The 20,023-nt window shown below is 40.3% G+C and carries 13 protein-coding genes; 4 read left to right on the top strand and 9 right to left on the bottom strand.

Going from position 1 to position 20,023, the window contains the following annotated elements; genetic code table 11:
* Positions 1-9: 9 nt before the first annotated feature.
* On the bottom strand, positions 10-2,022 hold the full coding sequence (locus tag BMY21_RS08950) for a DEAD/DEAH box helicase (RefSeq protein ID WP_083379806.1): 2,013 nt from the start codon (positions 2,020-2,022) through the stop codon (positions 10-12).
* 374 nt (positions 2,023-2,396) lie between these two features.
* Between BMY21_RS08950 and BMY21_RS08945 the strand changes: the two genes are divergently transcribed.
* From BMY21_RS08945 to ispF, 3 genes are read left to right on the top strand one after another with little or no spacing between them, the layout of a single operon-like run.
* Entirely contained in the window at positions 2,397-3,065 is a 669-nt protein-coding gene (locus BMY21_RS08945; protein ID WP_074643068.1) for a CarD family transcriptional regulator, read from the top strand.
* Positions 3,040-3,798 carry a 2-C-methyl-D-erythritol 4-phosphate cytidylyltransferase gene (gene ispD, locus BMY21_RS08940; RefSeq protein WP_074643066.1) on the top strand — a complete coding sequence of 253 codons (759 nt, stop codon included), beginning with the start codon at positions 3,040-3,042 and terminating at the stop codon, positions 3,796-3,798. Before BMY21_RS08945 ends, ispD begins: the two co-directional genes overlap by 26 nt.
* A complete protein-coding gene (gene ispF, locus BMY21_RS08935) occupies positions 3,773-4,246 on the top strand; it encodes a 2-C-methyl-D-erythritol 2,4-cyclodiphosphate synthase (protein WP_074643064.1) in 474 nt (157 codons plus the stop codon). Before ispD ends, ispF begins: the two co-directional genes overlap by 26 nt.
* Positions 4,247-4,350: 104 nt before the next feature.
* On the opposite strand, the gene BMY21_RS08930 is transcribed toward ispF, so the two are convergent.
* Positions 4,351-9,129: a SpiroCoCo family coiled-coil protein gene (locus tag BMY21_RS08930; protein ID WP_074643061.1), complete on the bottom strand. Its 4,779-nt coding sequence runs from the start codon at positions 9,127-9,129 to the stop codon at positions 4,351-4,353.
* Between the two features lie 27 nt (positions 9,130-9,156).
* A complete protein-coding gene (locus BMY21_RS08925; protein ID WP_074643059.1) occupies positions 9,157-9,846 on the bottom strand; it encodes an HAD family hydrolase in 690 nt (229 codons plus the stop codon).
* Between the two features lie 95 nt (positions 9,847-9,941).
* Here BMY21_RS08925 and BMY21_RS08920 point away from each other — a divergent pair, with 95 nt between their 5' ends.
* Positions 9,942-12,005, top strand: coding sequence for a tRNA uridine-5-carboxymethylaminomethyl modification enzyme MnmG/GidA (locus BMY21_RS08920; RefSeq protein ID WP_074643057.1), 2,064 nt, complete (start codon positions 9,942-9,944; stop codon positions 12,003-12,005).
* Between the two features lie 4 nt (positions 12,006-12,009).
* On the opposite strand, the gene BMY21_RS08915 is transcribed toward BMY21_RS08920, so the two are convergent.
* From BMY21_RS08915 to BMY21_RS08890, 6 genes are all read right to left on the bottom strand, one after another.
* Positions 12,010-13,725 carry an HD domain-containing phosphohydrolase gene (locus BMY21_RS08915; RefSeq protein ID WP_074643054.1) on the bottom strand — a complete coding sequence of 572 codons (1,716 nt, stop codon included), beginning with the start codon at positions 13,723-13,725 and terminating at the stop codon, positions 12,010-12,012.
* 31 nt (positions 13,726-13,756) lie between these two features.
* A complete protein-coding gene (locus BMY21_RS08910; RefSeq protein WP_074643053.1) occupies positions 13,757-14,539 on the bottom strand; it encodes a class I SAM-dependent methyltransferase in 783 nt (260 codons plus the stop codon).
* The gene (add, locus tag BMY21_RS08905) at positions 14,527-15,543 is read right to left on the bottom strand and encodes an adenosine deaminase (protein WP_074643051.1); all 1,017 of its coding nucleotides are present in this window, start codon (positions 15,541-15,543) and stop codon (positions 14,527-14,529) included. The genes BMY21_RS08910 and add overlap by 13 nt, the downstream gene beginning before the upstream one ends.
* 112 nt (positions 15,544-15,655) lie before the next feature.
* Positions 15,656-17,632: a substrate-binding and GGDEF domain-containing protein gene (locus BMY21_RS08900; RefSeq protein ID WP_143064201.1), complete on the bottom strand. Its 1,977-nt coding sequence runs from the start codon at positions 17,630-17,632 to the stop codon at positions 15,656-15,658.
* Positions 17,633-17,640: 8 nt separating this feature from the next.
* Positions 17,641-19,455, bottom strand: a complete 1,815-nt coding sequence (gene pepF / locus BMY21_RS08895) for an oligoendopeptidase F (protein ID WP_074643045.1) — start codon at positions 19,453-19,455, stop codon at positions 17,641-17,643.
* Between the two features lie 72 nt (positions 19,456-19,527).
* Entirely contained in the window at positions 19,528-20,022 is a 495-nt protein-coding gene (locus tag BMY21_RS08890; RefSeq protein WP_074643043.1) for a flagellar basal body-associated FliL family protein, read from the bottom strand.
* Position 20,023 lies beyond the last annotated feature (1 nt).

Genomic DNA, 20,023 nt, shown 5'->3' with positions numbered 1-20,023 from the left:
CGAATTTAATTAGAAGCGCTCTGCTTTTTTACCGTTCTTCTTGTAGAGTGCAGCTCCACCATTTTTGCGTGATGAAGAACGTTCTGTCTGTGCATGAACGTTTGGCTTATTTCCCTTTGCATTAAGACGGCCACGAGGTGCCTTATCTGATTTTGCAGAGTCTCGTTTACCACGAGAAGGGCGTTCACTGCGAGACGGAGCAAAATCTGCTTTGTCATTATGAGGTCTGCGAGGTCCTCTTCCGCCGTCTTTTTCATCAAAGTGCATATGCGGAAGCTTTCGGTTAGATTTTGACATCTCAATAGCTTTACGTGCAGAAGCAACAGGAAGACTTACAAGGGAGAACTGCTGTGCAACATCGATGTCATCTACGAGGCGGCCTGGAATATGAAGCAGTTCGCTGAAGTAGTCTGCAATTTCCTTAGCACGGTATCCGTCTTTTTTACCGAGAGAAATGAAAATACGTTTCTGATCACCGCGTGGTGCAGAAGAAACAGTATTGATTTTTCCGTAGTGCTTTGGAGAAAGCTGATCGCCGTATACAGTTGAGAGAACTCCGGCAAGTACCTGCTGTGCATCCTGTCCTTCGCAAAGAGCTGCAGCGAGGTCTGTGAAAAGTGGAGTGAGGAGTTCAGATTTTACGGTGGATACGGTGGTTGTGCTTGTCGAAACTACCGCAGATGTCGCATCGTTGTTGAGTTCTTCGGATGTTTCGATACACTCGCTTTGCGAGCTCTCAACAATCGTATTGAATACTTTTTCCTTCAACTCTTTGATAACGCGTTCGTTCTTTACGTTCAAAACTTCGTTTACACTTGGAATTTTTCCTTCGATAAACTCGCTCTTTGTGGCCTTCTTAATATTCTTTGAAAGGAAGCCGAGCTTACGACGTTCTTCCGGACGAACGAATGTAACTGCAATACCTTCTGTTCCGGCGCGGCCTGTACGACCAATGCGGTGAACGTAAGTTGCTGTATCAAAAGGAAGAGAGTAGTTTACAACGTGAGAAACTCCCTTAATATCGATACCGCGGGCAGCTACGTCTGTTGCAACGAGGATGCGTGTCTTTTTCATGCGGAATCGTTCAAGAACTTTTTCACGCTGGTTCTGCATGATATCGCCGTGAAGGGCAGCCGCTTCGTAACCGCGGAGGTCGAGTTCGCGTGTAACACGGTCTGCATCTGATTTTGTCATTGTAAATACAAGACCATAGAAATCCGGTGAAATGTCGATTAGGCGAACAAGAGCTTCAATCTTTTCGCTTTCCTTTACAACCCAGTATTTCTGGTCGATGAGGAGTGCTTCGTCAATTACATTTTCCTCTTCGATAATGTCATACTCGCCCATAAAATCGCCGGCAATCTTGAGGATTGGGGCAGGCATAGTTGCACTGAAAAGAAGGATACGGCAGTCTGGATTAGCGTGACGGAAAATTTCTTCGATGTCGTCAATAAAGCCCATATCCAGCATTTCATCACCTTCATCAAGAATGAAGTATTTGATTTTGCTGAGGTCGAGAGTTTTGCGGTCGATGTGATCTTTGATACGTCCCGGTGTTCCAACTACAACTTCGCAGCCACGCTTGAGGTCTTTAATCTGAGCAGCGTAAGAAGCGCCACCATAAAGCACAGTAGTTCGTGGATAGTCTGAAGTAGAAAAAGACTGCATCTCAGTGCAGGTCTGCATTGCAAGTTCACGGGTTGGTTCAAGAATCAAAGCTTCAACATGATCTGATTTACCGCGTACGTTCTGAATAATAGGTAATCCAAAAGCGGCAGTTTTTCCAGTACCAGTGCGGGCACGCGCAATGAGGTTAGTATCCCCAGTTAGAAGGCGCGGAATAGCAAGCACCTGAATTGGAGAAGGAGTAACAAAGCCTTTTTTCTCAACGGCTTTCAATGTGTATTCATCAAGTCCTAAATCTTCAAAAGTTACAGTGTCTGGAGTTTCGTTTTCGATTTTTTCGTCAGTGAATGTCGAGTCTGCAGTCTGATCTGCAGTGTTTTCAATAAAATCTGTCATATAAGTTCAGATAATATACAAGAAATTGCAAAGTTAAGCAACAAATGTCAAAGTTTGCAATAGTCATAAGAGCTTCTTCATTCTAAAATAATCATCGTCAAAATTGGCTTCCGGTCGCGTATTTGCAAGACAAAAACGCGCAATATTGCGCTAGACGTTGTTTGTGGTATAGAAACTATTATACTGCCGCTCTCGCGGCAGCCACAAACAAAGTCTTTTTGCCCTGCAAATCCGCTTCCTCGCGCCAAATTTTATTTAATTCTTTAAAATGTCGGAGCATTTTTGTTTATTCAAGATTTCTGTGATTTATTGATCTCTCTGTAAATTTCATATTGATTGAATTTTTCATTTTTTTGATGTATAATATAGAGAATATGGCACAAAAATTTAAAATTAACCAGAAAGTGGTTTACCCAAGTCAGGGTGTTGGAATTGTAAAGGAAGTTTTTGAGAAGACTTTTAAAGATAATACTGTCCTTTACTATAAGATTTATATTGAAGCCTCTGATATGGTTGTTATGGTTCCTGTTGAGAATGCAGAGAATCTTGGTATTAGACAGATAGTTTCTGCCAAAGAAGCGCAGGAAGCTTTGAATCTGCTTTCAGATGATTTTGAACCAATCACTTCAGACTGGAAACTCCGCTATCAGATGAACCTTGACCTTCTTAAGAAGGGTACTGTAAAAGATATCGCTACAATTGTTCGCTGCCTTTACAACAGAAGTAAGGTAAAGGAACTTCCAATCCTTGAGCGCAAACTTTATGATTCAGCAAAGAAACTTCTTGAAGATGAAATTGCTTATGCACTTGGAAAATCTTCAAAGGATATTGAAGCCGAGATTCATACAAAGCTCGAGCCACCTGGAGCAACTCCAAAAATTAAACACTCTATCATTCTTGAAGATGATGAAGATGATGATTTGATGGATGATATTTCGGAAGGAAATAACAGACGCAGCTCAGATGATTCTGATGATGAAGATGATTCAGCTGACGATATGGGTGCGGATGACGATTTTGACGACGAAGACGATTCATTCTAAAATTGCAATTATCATTACTGCGGCCGGTTCTTCTACAAGAATTGGCGGCGGTATAAAAAAAGAATATCTTCCTTATAAAAACGGCACAGTCCTCTCGGTCTGTGCTGAAACTTTTTTAAATGCCTGTGAAGGGCTTGAAATTACAGACTTTATAGTAACCTGTCCTGCTGGCGGAATTGATAAATGTATAGAAGCCCTCGGTAAAATTGCTCCTGAAGTCAGAATTACTGAAGGTGCTGAAACCCGGCAGAAATCTGTTTACCACGGATTACTCGCTGTAACAGGCCAGCCTGATATTGTTTTGATTCATGACGGAGCAAGGCCTTTTGTGAGCCGGGAAGTTATTATGGAAGCACTGGAAGCTGCTGTAAAATATGGAGCCTCTGTTCCAGGCATTACTCCTACAGATACACAGAAAGAAATAGACAGTGAAGGTTTTATAACCCGTCATCTGGTGCGCAGCAACCTTACTGCAGTGCAGACGCCTCAATGCTTTGAGTTTAATAAACTTCTCGAGGCTCACGGCCGCGCAGCAGCAGATGGTAAAGAATACACCGACGACACAGAAATCTGGGGTGTATATTGCGGCCGTGTCCGTGTAACTCCAGGCGACGTAAATAATATAAAAATCACATATCCGTCAGATTTGGAGATCCTGAATCGAGTTCAGGATGACAGCGACTTACAAAATGACCAGGAGGTGCCGGATGATTCGAGTTGGGCTTGGTTATGATTTACATCGCCTCGTTGAGGGCAGACGTCTGATTCTTGGCGGTGTTGTTTTTGATTTTGAAAAAGGGGAGGACGGCCATTCTGACGGCGACGTTCTTCTTCATGCAATAACTGATGCACTTCTTGGTGCTGCCGGTCTTGGAGATATCGGTTCGTATTTTCCACCTGAGGATGCTAAGTGGAAGGATGCAGATTCTGCAGAACTGCTGAGAGCAGTGTGGAAAGATGTCCGTAATGCGGGCTGGAAACTTGGAAACCTTGATTGCGTTATAAAACTTGAAAAACCAAAGTTCCTGCCTCATCGTCAGGAAGTAATAGAAAGTATTGCTGCCATCCTTGAAGTTGAAGCTTCGCAGGTCTTTGTTAAAGCAAAAACCGGCGAGAAACTCCCGCCGGTTGGTACATCAGATGCCATAGAGGCACAGGCAGTTTGCTTGCTTGAACGATAGGCGTATGGGCGGCTCGCATAGTCTCGCCGCTTGAGGCGTTTTCTGGTTGAGCCTAAAACGACCCGCTGTCGCAGCTCGTTTTTTAACGGCTCTTCTATTATAGCCTACTCCGGTAACTGAAGAATTAAATCTACTTCGTTTTCTGTAAGTTTTACATTTTCTGCAATTTCTGCAATTGTCCAGCCCTTACGCTTAAGGGTTCTTACAGTCTCGTTAATCTGAGGATTTATTGTATTTCCCTTTGCTCTTGGCTTCTTAGCAAGTTCCTGCTGAGTCATCTTCTGTAAGATGTTGAACTTGTTATCAACATCGCGGTTGATGCCTTCAAGGTCGAGCTGTGTTTTCTGAATACCTTTCTGTACAGAATTAAGTGCTTCGATTCTCTTTTCTGTATCAGAAATAATTCCATCAAGATCTTCAAGTTTTCCTATTGCTGTAGTAAGTTTTGGTCCACTCTGGAGAATCTTATCAACGTTTGCCTGAACCTCTTTGATTTCCTGTGGCAATGAAACAGCCTGACGGTTACAGTTTGTAAGTCTCTGTTCGAGTTCCTTAAGTTTTTCAAACTGATTATCAACATCAGTCATAATGCGTGTTACAACTTCATCCTTTTTGTCCAGACGTTCATACTGTTCAGATACATACTGGAGACGGTCGTTGTAATTACGTACTGTAACTTCCATAGATTGCAGGTCATCAGAAGTTGTGTTCAAAGACTGAATTCGATCATCAATTGTGTTTGAAAGAGCGAGCATCTTATTGAACTGCTGCTCAAGACCAATAACGCGGTTCTTCTGTGCTTCCATTCCTGCAAGCTGGCGGTTAATTTCTTCGTTAATCTTAAGGATAGAAGTATACTGAACGTTCATCTTATCAGCTGAATCTGCATAGCCCTTAAGTTTTGTGAATGAATTGTTAAGCTCTGCAACATTTGCTTCGAGCTGACGGCGCATCTTGTCTGCAGTTTCATAGTTCTGAATGTTAGATTTAACGTCCTGCAATTCCTTTTCAATGTCTCCGAGTCGGGTCTGAATAAGGTTTGCGTTGTCCTGCATCTTAAGAGTGAAGGCAGACTGATTTGCAGCATTTCTGTCTTCTGCTTCCTTGATGTCTTTCTTGAATGCTTCTGTTCTTTCTTTTGCTGCTGTATCCTGTTCTTCGAGACGAGCCTTAGTATCTTCAAGCATTTTCTTGTACATACTGCCCATCTGATTCAAAATTGATTTTGACTTTTCTTCGTATTCTTTAATAGAAGTACCGGTCTTGTTTTCGAGATCTGCAATCTTGTCGTTGAGTTCATTATGCTGATTCTGAACTGCAACTGCGTAATCATTCATATTCTGGAGAAGCTTCTGTGCTTCTTCGTTAATCTTATCATCAGACTGTGCCTTGAACTTTTCAAGGTCAGTATTGAAGATTGCGGCTGAATCCTCGAACTGAGTTTTAAGCTGCTGCTTCCAGGTATTGAATTCTGCAAGAGCTGCATCGATTGAAGATGAACCTGTTTCCTGTCTTGTCTTAAGAGATTCTTCAAACAGTTTAAGGTCTCCAAGCAATTCTTCCTGAAGCTTTGAAAGGGTAGTCTGTACAAGTTCTTTATTGTTTTCAATTTCTTTCTTAAGAACTTCTTCAGATGTTTTTGTAAGAGTGTTGAGCGAATTATCTGTATCACTTTTATAGCGGTTAACAAAGTCCTGAATGTCTTTAATTGAATCTTCCATTTCCTGCTTTGTGCGTTCAATGGATGCGGCAACTTTTGTGTATTGATCAGAAGCTCTTGTCTGAAGTCCTTCAATTCCTGTCTTGAACTCATCAAGATATTTAGTCTCAAGCTTTTTACGGTTGTCTTCGTATGTGTTAGAGATTTTTGTGAGTTTTGTATCAAGGTCACTCTTCCATTCAGAAAGATCAGAATCAATCTGATTGCTCTTTGTTGAAAGAATCTGATTAAACTCTGATTCAAATTCCTGAATCTTAGCACTCATGCTGCCGGTTGCAGTTTCTTTGAGGCTGTCGAGTGAGCGGTTGATTTCTGTAATCTTAGATTCAATTTCGGCAGAATCTTCTTTGATTGTATTACTGAATTCTTCATGCTTCTGCTTCTGGCTTGTAGTAAAGGTATCGAAGTCTCTGAGAATTCTGTTCTGAACTTCGGCCATTGCAGCCTTAAGGCTCTTTTCGAGTGTATCGATATCGCTTTCTGAAACCTGAATCTGTGACAGTTTGTATTCAATATCTTTCTTGTAGGCATTGAGCTGGCTGTCGACATTTTCAAGAATATTGAGGTGTTTAACTTCGCTTTCTGAAACTGCCTTGCGAACAGAATCTGTAATGATTTTTGTAAGGCTTTCGAGACGAGCATTTGTTTCGTTCTGGAAGTTGTCGAGACGGGTTGTAGTATCTCCCTTAAAGCCTTCAATCTGGCGGTCTGCTTCGTTCTGGAAGTTTTCAAGTTTTGCAGTTGTATCCTTTTTGAATTCTGCAATCTGAGTTTCTGCTTCATTCTGGAAACTTCCGATTTTTGAAGCAGCATCTTTCTTAAAGTCTTCAATCTGGTTATCAGCTTCGTTCTGGAAAACTTCAATCTTTGTATTTGTTTCTTTTCTGAAATTATCAAACTTAGAATTGCTTTCTGCCTTGATAGTTTCATACTTCTGTGCAGAATCACTCTGAAGTGCTTTAAGTGCCTGCTCTGTTTTAGCCTGGAACTCTTTGATTTTTGTTCCTGTCTCAGAAAGAATTGCAGTAATCTGATTATCTGCCGAGGTCTGAATACGATCAATCTTTTCTTCAGTTTCTTTCTGAATTTCTTCAATATGATTTTCAGATGTGTTCTGGAACTGTTCAAGTTTGTCAGAAGTTTCTCTCTGAATGGCTGTAATCTGAGAATCAGATGCATCCTGAAGCTGTTCAATCTTTGAAGTTGTTTCTTGTTGAATTGCGTTAATCTGAGCTTCTGTTGCAGACTGAAGTCTTTCGAGTTTCTGAAGAGTTTCGTTCTGAACGTTGTCGAGACTCATATTCATCTGAGCAATCTTTTCTTCGAGTTCTGGTTTAAGAGCGGCAGCTTTACGTTCTGCTTCATCACACTGAGTCTTGATTGCCTGTACAGAAGATTCTGCATTCTGAACGGAAGTTGTAGCTTCTGAAGCAACCTGTTTGAGGGTTTCAGTAAGTTTTTCCTGCATGTCAGAAATTTCTGTCTGGAGAGAAGCTGAACGTTCGTTGCACTGACGCAGACTGATTTCGAGCTGACTGCGGAGATTCTCAATTCTTGCCTTGTAATCATCTTCTGTATTAGAAAGCTCTTCGATACGGTTTCCAAATACATTCTGAAGGCCGTCAATCTGCTGTGAATATTCATCCTGAAGTGACTCAAAGCGGCCGAGGTATTCTTCCTTGATTTTTGTATATTCTGAATTGTAGATTTCGTTCAGGCTCTGAATCTGTTCATCCTGAGAATCCTTGAGTTCTGCAAGCTTTCTGTCGTTTGCGCTCTGTGATTCATTTATTGCTGCAGCAAAATCCTGAATAAGGCGTTCGTGTTCTTCTGCAAACTTTTTGTGTTCTTCTACAAAGAGCTGGTTGAAGTCATTTACCTTCTTATTATTTGTAGCGGTTGCATTCTCAAAAGCAGAAGTATAGGCTTCCTGGAATTTCTGGAAGTCACTGTTGAACTTTTCAGAAAGGGCAGAGTAGTTACCTTCATTTTTCTTCTGAATGCTTTCCATCTGCTTTGTGTATTCTGCTTCAAGTTTATTGCTGTCTTCATTAAAGCGGGCAAGAGTTTTTGCAATAATTCCGTCGTTACGTCCGCCGATAGATTCAAGCTGCTGATTGTATTTTGTCTGAAGTGCATCCACTTTACCGGCAAAGGCTTCTGAAAGCTGTCCGAGTTTTTCGTTGAACTTTTCGTTAATCTTTATGAGATTTGTTTTTGCATCTGTAAGGAGCTTGTTTTCAGATTCTTTGTAAGAAGCAGTTGCAGCGGCTGTCTTATCTTCAAACATTTTGATAAGTTCTTTTTCTTTTGCTTCAAGTTCAGAATGAATGATTCCTGTTCTGTTTGTAATGTCATTTCTGATTGCGAGAGTCTGCTTCTCGAGTTCACTCTGAAGGGCTGCTGTCTGATCACCGAGTTCTTTAAGATATTTATCTGTTCTCTGCTGAGCCTGCTCGCTGAGGTGAACAAAGGCTGTGTTTTCAAGTTTTTCTGCACTGGCTGCAGCATCATTATAAGCTTCCTGAATACTCTGTCTGATTTCACTGAGAGCTTTTTCTGCATCTCCCTGTGATGCTTTAATATCTGCTGTAAGTTTTGCAGCACGGGTTTCATAGTTCTCAATGAGTGTAGTGCCAACTGCCTTAAGCTGCTCTGCATTCTTTGCTGAGAATTCCTTTGAGATTTCTGGAATTTTCTTTTCGATTGCGACAATCTGCTGCTGCTGTTTTGAGAGCTTTCCATCAAGAGAAGTAATTACACCGCTTTCCTTATGAAGACGTTCAAGATTCTCTTCAACCTGAGCTGTCATATCATTGAGCTCGTTGAGAATTTTTGAATATGCATCAATCTGAGATTTAATGTTTTTTACTGCATTGATGCTCTGATCAAAGGTCTGCATCTTAGCGTTAAAATCTTCATTCTGCTGCTTTAAAAGTTTTACTGCGGCATTTGCCTGTGTCTGCTGTGCGTTGAAGTCTGAAATAATCGTATTGAATCTGGTCTGAATTTTTCCAAAAGCTTCGTTGAGTTCATTAGTTTTCTTGTTTGCAAATTTATTGATTCGTTCCAGAGGGTCGTCTTTCTTACTTAGCATACGGAAGTACAAAGACACTCCCATTGAAATGACTGTAGAAAAGAGAATTGCGATTAAGATTTCCATTTTTTATCCCCACCCAATTTTTTATTGTTATTCTGAACCAAAGAACCAGTCTGATAACTGGTTATAATGCCAGAAAGTTAAATCAGCTATTTTTGATTTTTTACCAATCCATCCGCAATGCGGAAGAATCAGCCAGGCTGTTTTCATGCCCGCGTTGTGCGCTCCAAGAATGTCGTATTTGTGATGATTTCCCACATAAAGAATTTGTTCCGGCGGCAGGTTGAATTCCTTTGCCAGTCGGAGAAATGGAGTAGGATCCGGTTTAAGAGCTCCCGCCTCTTCTGAACCAAGAACTACATCACATAAATCACGGACTCCCCAGATATCACCCTTCTGTTCAGGAGGGAAATCAGAGAGAAGTCCAAGTTTATATCCATTATCTTTGAGTTTATGAATGAATTCCAAAGCCCCTTTGCAAGGCTTCAGGTTTACAAAGTATTTTTCCAGTCCTTTGTAAATAATCTTTTCAAGTCTTTGTTCTGCTTCTTCCGGCGAACACTTGAGCTTTTTTGCCATGTGCGAAGCCTGGAGTTTTACAAATTCTGGAGTTGGCTCAGTTCTATGCATAATGTTGCGAACGAGACCATATTTCAAGAAGAAGAAAGAATGAAACAGAAAATAAGGAGCAATACGAAGATTGAACTTCCATGCCCTGTAGAGAGTACCATCGATGTCAAATGCAACAGCCTTAATCTGTTTTAAATCAACATTATTCACCTTTCCATTATAACATAATATAGAAAAAACGTATATATAATTGTGCAAGGGAGATATTTTAAGTATAATCGACTTCTATATATAGGGAAGAAGAAATGCCTGGTTTTTATGATTATTATGATGTGGCTGTTGTAGGAGCCGGTCACGCGGGAATTGAAGCAGGACTTGCCTGCGCACGAATGGGATTGAAAACTGTACTTATTACCCAGACTCCAGATGCAATTGCCAGAATGAGTTGTAACCCTTCTATTGGTGGAATCGCAAAGGGAAATATTGTTCGTGAAATTGACGCACTCGGCGGCCAGATGGCTAAGCTGATTGATAAATCTATGATTCAGTTCCGCATGCTCAATAAGAGCCGCGGACCTGCTGTTCAGGCACCTCGCTCTCAGGCTGATAAGATTACTTATTCTCAGCTTGCACGTAAAACCTGTGAAACAACTGAAAATCTTTATACATTGATGGATACGGTAATTGATATCCTGACTACAGCATCTACAACACCTCTTCCTCCGAACAGTGACAGTGCTGCAGAAAAGGGAACTATCCCTGGCGAGTTCCGTGGAGACGGACGCACAGAAGCTGCAAAGAGCGGAATGCGTCAGAAGGTAACCGGCGTTGTTACTGAACGCGGCCGTATTATTCCTGTTCGCTCTGTTGTTCTTACAACAGGTACCTTCCTTGGTGGCCGTATTTTTATTGGTGAATATGATGCTCCTTGCGGACGTGTAGGTGAGCCTGCTGCATACGGACTTACAGAAAGCTTGCATCGTCTTGGTTTTACAACCGGTCGTCTTAAGACAGGAACTCCACCGCGCATCCTTCGCAAAACTGTAGATTTTTCTAAACTCGACGAACAGCCGGGTGACACAGAAGTAATTCCTTTCAGTTTTGAGACAGAGCGTGTAGAACGCCCTCTTGTAAACTGTCATATCGTATATACAAACGAAGAAACTCATAAAATCATCCGCGACAACATTGGCCGCTCGCCGCTTTATTCTGGTAAAATCAGTGGTATTGGTCCTCGCTACTGTCCTTCTATTGAAGATAAGGTTATGCGCTTTGCAGACCGCGACCGCCATCAGATTTTCGTAGAGCCGGAAGGTCTTGAAACAGATGAGATTTATTTGAATGGACTTTCTTCGAGCCTTCCTGAATGTGTACAGGATGCCTTTATGCGTACAATGCACGGTTTTGAAAATGCCGTACAGAGCCGTCCGGGGTATGCCGTAGAATATGATTTTGTTGAACCGACACAGCTCTATCCTTCACTTGAAACAAAACGTGTTGCAGGTCTTTTTAATGCTGGACAGATTAACGGAACCTCTGGTTATGAGGAAGCAGCCGGTCAGGGACTTATTGCCGGAATGAATGCCGGTCTTTATGCGCGTGAGCACATTAAGCTTTGCGGACCTCTTGCAGAAATCCCTCATACACTCAATGGTGTTGCTTCAAGTACAGAGCCAGGTGCTTTCCGCCCTAAGGCAGATATGACAAACGAAGAAAAAGCAAAGTTTGCCGAAATCTCAGAACGCGAAACTCACGAGCTCAATGACTACGAGCGTGGCGTTCAGAAGAATGCAGGTTTTGATGCCTTTTACAAGATTCCAGATTTTGAGCCGGTAATTCTTGGTCGCGACGAGGCTTACATCGGCGTACTTATTGATGACCTTGTAACTCTCGGAACAAAAGAGCCTTACCGTATGTTTACTGCCCGCGCAGAATACCGCTTAAAGCTCCGTCACGATACAGCAGACCGCCGCCTTGCAAAATACGCTTTTCGCTGCGGCCTTAAAACTCAGGCTCAGTTTGATGCTGTAAACGAAAAATATGCCCGTCTTTCAGAAATTGAAGCACTGCTTCTTAAAAAGCCTGATATGGAAAACCCCGGCTACCCTGAAGCAGACTGGGAAATGGCAAAAATTGACGCAAAATATAAGTATTATATAGAAAAGCAGGATAAGCGCGTGGAAAAACTTCACAAAATGGAGAATGCCCGCATTCCTGCAGACTTTGATTACGGCAGTATTCCGTCGCTTTCGGCAGAAAGCCGCAATAAACTCGAAGCAATCCGTCCGGTAACTCTTGGACAGGCAAACCGTATCAGCGGAATCAGAAACAGTGACATTATGCTGTTAATGGTTTACCTGAAACGCTAGGGTGTTATATCTCGTTGATTGTTGAACTGTAGTAGGTTTCCAGTTGTGGGCGGCAGTCTATAAAGATTGCGCCCATAACTGGGTCAAAGTGTTTTCCTAAATCATTTCTGATAATTTCAAAAGCTTCATCAAAAGACTTAGCTTCCTTGTAGCAGCGTTTACTTACAAGTGCATCAAAAACATCTGCAAGCGCCATTATACGTGCTTCAAGAGGAATTGCTTCTCCGCTAAGCTTTTCCGGATACCCAGTTCCATCCCATTTTTCATGATGATAATGAGCAACGTTTACAGCAATCTTCCGGAAATCTTCGTTATCAATTCCTGTAAGAACCTTTTCTACGATTACTGCACCTTTTGCAGGATGTTCCTTCATCTTTTCATATTCTTCTGGAGTAAACTTTCCAGGTTTTCGGAGAATGGAATCATCTACGGCAATTTTTCCAAGATCATGCATAGGAGCTGCTTTTACCAGCAGCTTACAGAACTCTGGAGAGATTATTGTAATCTCTTTATGTTTTAAAAGTTCTTCTGCAAAAATCTGAATACAGTCGCTGGTACGCAGAATATGTCCACCCGTAGAGTTATCGCGGCTCTCAACCATAGTCGCAATTCCCCTGATGATGGAATCCTGCATGTCAGTAACCTGTTCGGTTTTTTCTTTAACAAGATGAGAAAGCTCTTTGTTGAAGGAATTGAGTCCTTTTATATAATTCTGCTGTTCTGTATCATCTCTAAGTTCCAGAAAATATCCCATCTTCATTCTGCTTGTAGAAATTCTGTGAATTGTGCAGATACCGGCTTTATTTCCATATTGAATTCTGAAATCTTCGTTACAATGTTCATTCCACTCCCATTTTGGATCTTTGTAATGAAGATTTTCAATAATGTTTGAATAGGATTTTGGAATATAAGAATCGAGAGAGAGGTCTCCTAATTTCGGAAAAAAGGTGAGAGCAAAAGTATCACAGCCTAAAAAACGTTTTTTATTATCAAAAGCAATATAACCATAGCCTGTACGGTTTTTATATACATTAAGCAGATTCAATTGAAGATCATAAGTATTTGTTTTTGCCGAAAAATACAGGAAGAAAGCTTCCATAATAATATAGGTATATGGCATTAAGTTTATTCTGGTGCCAAGTGAAATCGGAATAATATAAGCCATTGTGCCGAATATCAGCATGCATAAAAGAATCTGCAGGGATTTTTTGGAAACATTCTTCTTTGTAAAAATTGAATGAATAACGGTGAGTATTGCGCTAAGGTTTATTAGTGCAAGAAACCCTATGTATAAAATCATTGCAGGACCCATTTTAAATTTTATGAGTGTTAAGCCATACTGTTTTATAATATATGGGTCACTAAAGAAAAAGCCTGTTTCTTTTGTTGTAGCTAAAAGAATGCTGATTACAGTTGCTGTGATTACAAGTCCAAAGCGAAGAATAAAATAAAAACGTTTATGACACATGTCTATGACAACAACAAGTCCAAATAGAATTGTAAAAATACTTCCGATATACGAAAGAAGATTTCCCGAAAGAGCTCCTTCCAGAGTGTCTGCATGTACAGACATTGCATATCCGAAATTTGATACAAAGGTTGTCAGAAATAGTGTAAGGTAGTTTTTGTTAAGATTATTTGAATTGAATTCGTAGTAGATGTAAAGTGCAACAAGTGAGATGAATAACGCTATTAAATAAATGATTCGTAAATCCATCATAATTTATTATAAACCCTCTTCTTTGTTTTCACTAGTTTTTTTGGAGTATGTCTACACAATGGCTTCCTGCTCCTGTCAGTTCCGGCTGTTCACAGATTGAAAGCTGGAATTGACAGAAGGCTTCAAATTCTTCCGGACTCATTTCGTTGAGTTCGCGGCGCATATAATCTGCAGGTCCATCTGCAGAAATAATTTTGATTCGTTTAAGACCTCCGGCCGCGGCGTTTAGTCTGTTGATATCTTCAAGACGAACGTAGTCATATAGTTCGCTTTCATCACAGATGGTGTGGAAATCTGGACTGAGTCCGCCCTTAGCTGCGACTTCATTCCATTTATGTTCCTTAAAACAGTAGGAAATCACACTGTATTCATTCATTACATAGGCAACAAGAATTATTCCGCCTTTTTTTGTGATTCTCTTTGCTTCATTAAGTGCCTTGAGTTTTTCCTTGTCGCCATGAAGATGATAAAGTGGTCCGAAGAGTAGGGTAACGTCAAAGGTTTCGTCATCCAGAAAGTGAAGGTTACGGGCATCTCCCTGCCAGGTTTTGATGTTTTCATGCTTGGCGCGGAGCACTTCCAGATTATGCTTTACAAGTTCTACGGCAGTTACATCATATCCACGGTGGCAGAGTTCAACTGAATAACGTCCTGTGCCTGCTCCGAGGTCGGCGATTTTTGCAGTATCAGCGTCGAAGTTCTGAAGTGCTTCTTCAATGAAATGCATGGTGGTACGGAATTCTACCTGCCCATGGCGGGTTGTGAGACGGTGTTCTTCGTGGAATTTGTTATAGTATTTTTCTAAATCTGCCATGCTGCGTCGACAGATTTTACTGCTTCTTTCTTCTCGTTGTCGCTCATAAATGACTGACGGAAACTGTTTTTAACGAGTTCCTTAATTTCATCCATCGTAAAGTTCAAATCATTGTGACAGATCCAGAACTCATCGAGAAGGGTAGTCTTAAAGAATACAGGGTCATCAGTGTTTATGTTTACGGCAATTCCCTTGTCGTAGAAGGCACGAATCGGATGATCCTTAGCTTTCTGAACAATCTTCTTTGTAAATGTATTTGATGTAATACAGATTTCGATTGGAAGTTGTGATTTTTTGAGTTCTTCCATCAGTTTTTCATCCTGAATGGCAGTAATTCCGTGACCAACACGTTCTGTATGAAGATAATTGATGGAATCCCAGATGCTTTCAGGACCTACATCTTCACCGGCATGTACTACTGCATGCCAGCCTTCCTTAATAGCACGTTCGTAAACTGGAGCAAAGTCTTTTGCAGGGCCTTTTGCTTCTGCTCCACCAAGACCAATTCCAATTATGTCTTCACATGGATACTGCTTTAAGAGCTCATAGTTATGCATTGCGTTATCACAACCAAAAGTACGGCTTACATCCATCAAAAGCTTAATTGTAATACCGGTTTCTTTTTTGATTTCTGTGATTTTTTCGTGGAAAACACGAACCATGTCTTCGTATTTAAATCCAAGTTTAAGGAATGCTGTAGGCGCAAAGAAAACTTCTGTATAAGTAATGCCGTTTTTAACAAGATAGTCTTTAAGTTCATCAAAAACTATACGGAAGTCTTCAACAGAAGAATACATTCCCTGAATTTTAAGGAACGACTGAATGAAGCCGTTCAAATCATTATATGAAAAGAGCTCTTTCTGCTCTTCTTTTGTCATTTCTTTGCCGAAGTTATTCTTGTAGAGCTTTTTAATTCCGTTTAATGAAATTACTGCTTCAAGATGAATATGAAGTTCTGCTTTTGGAATGGCTGATAAAAATGTTTTAAACTCTGACTTGTCCAATTTAATCGTCTCCTAACTTTTAACAACAAAGACAATTTTATCACGGTTCTGTGTATATTGCAAATGCTGTATAGTTATACTTAACAATTATCGGACGAAAAGTTACGAATCTTTAGGAATTTCTGGATGCGTGTTTTATCTCTTTTTCTTTATAGAGTACCTGGTCTGCTTTTGAAAGCAGTTCATCAAGTTCACAGTTTTCAGGAGTAAACTCAACATAGCCAAGACTGATGGAAAGGGTAAGCGGAAGTTCTGCTTTTTCAGAATAAAGCCTGTTCAGCTGATCCAAACGTTGTCTTATTGCAGATATATAGCCTTTTGTAAGTCCGGTTGATACAATTGCAAATTCATCGCCGCTGAGACGTCCGACTATATCTGATTCACGGAATGCTTCTACAAGAATCTTTGCTTCTGTCTGAATTGCTATGTCGCCTACTTTATGACCCCAGGTATCGTTGATTTTTTTGAGGCCATCCATATCTGCAAAGAAAACAATACCGCTTTTTCCGTTTTTGGCGGCACGTTTGAGTTCTTTTTCTGCATGGTCAATAAAGCCACGGCGATTAAGAACCTTTGTCAGTTCATCTTCGATAGACTGGATATTTAGTTCGTGATTATTCTTTAAAAGCCGTTCGTTACGGTTAGAAAGCACTTCGTTTATATCCAGAGTCTGATTAAATTCATAGGCATGTGCAATGGCGTTTATAATCAGCTTCAGATATATATGATGCATTTCAAATTTTGTGTTTGGAACCTGAATTATCAGATATCCATACTGCTTTTCACCTGCAAAAATAGCATGAAGAATATAAACTCCTGACATCTGTGCAAAATAAGTATCCGGCAAAAGCTTTTTATGAGGATTGATTTCAATTCCTTTATCATCATAAGGAATAATCTGCTTGTTATTATCAATATAACTGCGCAAATATGCCTTATCTGGAATAACAATGGTCTCTTCTTTCTTAAAGCTTACTGGTTTTTCATAAAGAACAACTGCCATTGAGCTGAAATTAAGCTGTACTGTAATTTGAGAAAGGGTTCCGAAAAGTTCTTTTAAGGTATGAGTGGTATGGAAGGTATCAATCAGTGTGTAGATTGCTACTGTATCAGAAAAGTGTTGTGTATATTTTTCCAGAGTTTCTGAATTTAAGTGCTGATTCTGAATGTTTTTTCCTTCCTGATTTTTACTTGCAAAGGTTGTATTACTCTGTGTAATACAGCTGCAGGATTGTCTGTAAATAGGAGAGGCGGAAGTTTTTGTCTCTCGTGGAATTGTTGCGCCGGTAAGCAGTTTATGTGCAAGTTCTGATGCCTTGTATCCCTGCTCAAAAATATTCTGATTTATAGTAGAAAGTGAAGGAGTTGTAAAGGAAGCTCTGGTAGAATCATCAAAACCAATGACTTTTACCTGCTTTGGAACTTTTACTCTAAGTTCTTCAAGGGCTTCCATGCAGCCTTCTGCCATGAGGTCATTTGCAGCAACAAGAGCATCAAATTCTATTTCATTTTTTGATTTAAATCTGTCTAAGGTGATGTTTTTTGCAGCTTCTCTTATAAAATAGCCTTCTATTGTCCAGTCCGGGTTGTATTTCAAACCATTTTTCTTCAGGGCTTTTTTGAAGGCATCAAAACGTACCAGAGCTTCACTGGAATTTGTAGCATTTGCTGAAACAAAACCGATTTTTGTACAGCCGTGAACATTTTTAAGATGGCTTACAATCTGATCAAAGGCTTTGTCGCAGTCGCAGCTGGTATAATGAACATCTTTGAACGGTAAATCTACGGCAATTGAAACAATCGGTTTCTTTGTAAAAGGCTCTATAAATTTGCGCAGTTCTTCTTCTTTGATATAGGTCTCGTAGGTGCTTGAGACCAGCATGATCAGGTCAATATCATCAGAATTCAGAATTTCGGCAGAAGCCCAGTACTGATATTCATAAAGTCCATAAGGGTAGTGCGGCTGATTTGTCTGAGCAAGAATCAACTGCACATCCTTATCTTTTGTATAATAAGCGGCTGCTCCCTGAGCTACGGTAAGGGCATATTCTACTGTCAGATTATGAACAAATAATGCTACCTTTTTCATTGCAATAATCAATTATGTATCAGATTTCGCAATTCCGCAATTATTTTTTTGAATTCGTCACATGCATCCTGAACTGGACCTGTCTGAGACATATCTACGCCAGCAACTTTAAGTGCTTCAATAGGATAACGTGAACCACCGCTCTTAAGGAACTTAAAATAGTCTTCTCGTTCAGCTTCTCCACCGTTTGTAACGCGTTTTGAAAGAGCAAGAGCTGCAGAAACACCTGTAGCATACTTGTAAACGTAGAATGCGCTGTAGAAATGAGGTATACGGAGTCCTTCCATATCGCTGTTAGATTCAAAATGCATTTCTGGACCAAAGTACAATTCAAGAAGTTCACGGTAAATCTTGCGGAGCAGTTCTGGAGTAAGAGGAGTTCCTTTTTCGACCAGTTCGTGAGCCTTAAGTTCAAACTCTGCAAACATTGTCTGTCGGTAGAGGGTTGCAAGAATATCATCTGCACGCATTGCAAGAAGATATTTTTTCATATCTTCGTCTTTAGCATTCTTATAGAGATATTCAAATACGAGTTCTTCATTGAAAGTTGAGGCAACTTCTGCTTCAAAAATAGTGTAGTCATAGCACATAAACGGATTATTGTGTACGGCATACCAGCTGTGCATACTGTGTCCACCTTCGTGTGCCATTGTGAATACATCACGTATATTTTCTTCATTATAGTTGAGAAGAATATATGGATCTCCAATATAACATCCTGAACTGAAAGCACCGCTTCTTTTACCGATGTTTTCATAACGGTCTGCCCAGCCATTGAGTAAGCCGTTACAAAGACGGTCTGTGTATTCTTTTCCAAGTGGGGCAAGGGCGTTGCGGCAGATTTCTACTGCTTCTTCGTAAGTTGTCTTTGTTTCAACTGATTTTACAAGAGGAACGTATACGTCGTAATGGCGGAGTTCTCCCTCTGCAAGGCCGAGCATTTCGCGGCGAAGCTTGTAATAGTCGTGGAGGGATGGAAGATTCTTGTGAACACAGTCAATTAAGTTATGATATACAGAAGTTGGAACCTTGTTTCCGTAAAGTGCCTGTTCAAGAGAACTCTTATATCCGCGGGCACGCATGCTGAAAACATCCTGATTTACAGAACCTGCATAAAGTGCTGCAATAGTATTCTGATGTTCTTCAAACTTTGCATAGAATTTTTTATAAGCTTCTTCACGAACGGCGCGGTTCTGAGAATGCATGAAAAGACTCCAGGTAGTTTCTGTAAGCTGTTTTTCTTCGCCGTTTTCGGTGACTGTACCGAAAGTCTTATTCATATCAACATTTGTAAGTACGCTGAATGCTGTTTCTGCTGTCTGACCAGGTTGCATGGCAAGAGAAAGAATTCTTTCTTCTTTTTCACTCAAAATATATTGCTTAAAATGTAAAAGTTTTTCTATAAAAATACGATAATCTGCAAAATCCGGCTGGCTAATCCATGTACGGAGCTTTTCTTCTTCAATTTCCTGAATTTCAGGATCAACAAAGCTTAATTCTGCCTGCATCTGGGTATAAGCCATCATTGCACGACCGTCACGGTCTGTAGCCTGAGTATCATCTTCATCTGCTTCATGCTGAAGTGATGCATAGTGATAAACAGTTTCCATTACAAGATTTACTTTTTCAAGTTCCTTGAGTGCAGAAAGCAGAGTTTCAGCTGATTCGCCGAGGCGACCTTTAAAAGCTGCTGCTTTTTTAGTAAGTTCTGGAAGCGATTTAAGGGCAGCTTCCCATTCATCATCTGATTTATATATAGAAGATAAATCCCATTTATCCTTAGAAGGTACATCTTTTCTGGCTGGTATAGTTTTAGCGCACATAATTATTCCTTTTGTTAATTATTTGTTTGTGTTGTATAACAACAGTGAGTATATAACTTTTTAAGAAGAGTGTCATTCGAGGAACAGATAATCGGTAAAATAAATGCTGCTGATTTTTCCAAGTGCCATGTCGGCATTTATTTCATCCATTATAACATTTACGATTTTTTCTTCGGTTTCGGTAAGAAGCTGATTTTTTGTTCTTGCAGAAAAATAAGCCTGAAATATTCCTTTTATAGTTCCGCTTTTTCGGGAAATCTCTTCAAAGAAAACCGTATCGCCTGCAGGGTAGGCTAACCATGGCGAAAGAATCATTATAGAGCCGCCTTCTTCTGAATCTGCCTTTGCTGTTGAAACACGGATTGTTCCAAGTTCATAATAAGAAACTTCATCAGTGTCTGAAGGGCTCATAAGACTTACTGCTTTTCCCTGGGCTATAAGATTTTGAGGTGTATTTTTTTTCCTTACAGCCAGGGCGTAAATGGTTCCCACAAGAATTATGAACAGAATAAAAGCAATTATTGTGAGAAGAATTTTATTGAGAAGTTCGTCATTTATTCGTGACATA

It is taken from the genome of Treponema bryantii (assembly GCF_900111035.1).
GTDB lineage: Bacteria > Spirochaetota > Spirochaetia > Treponematales > Treponemataceae > Treponema_D > Treponema_D bryantii_C.
The sequence above is the reverse complement of the archived record's forward strand: the minus strand, read 5'-3'. Positions and strand labels throughout refer to the sequence as shown.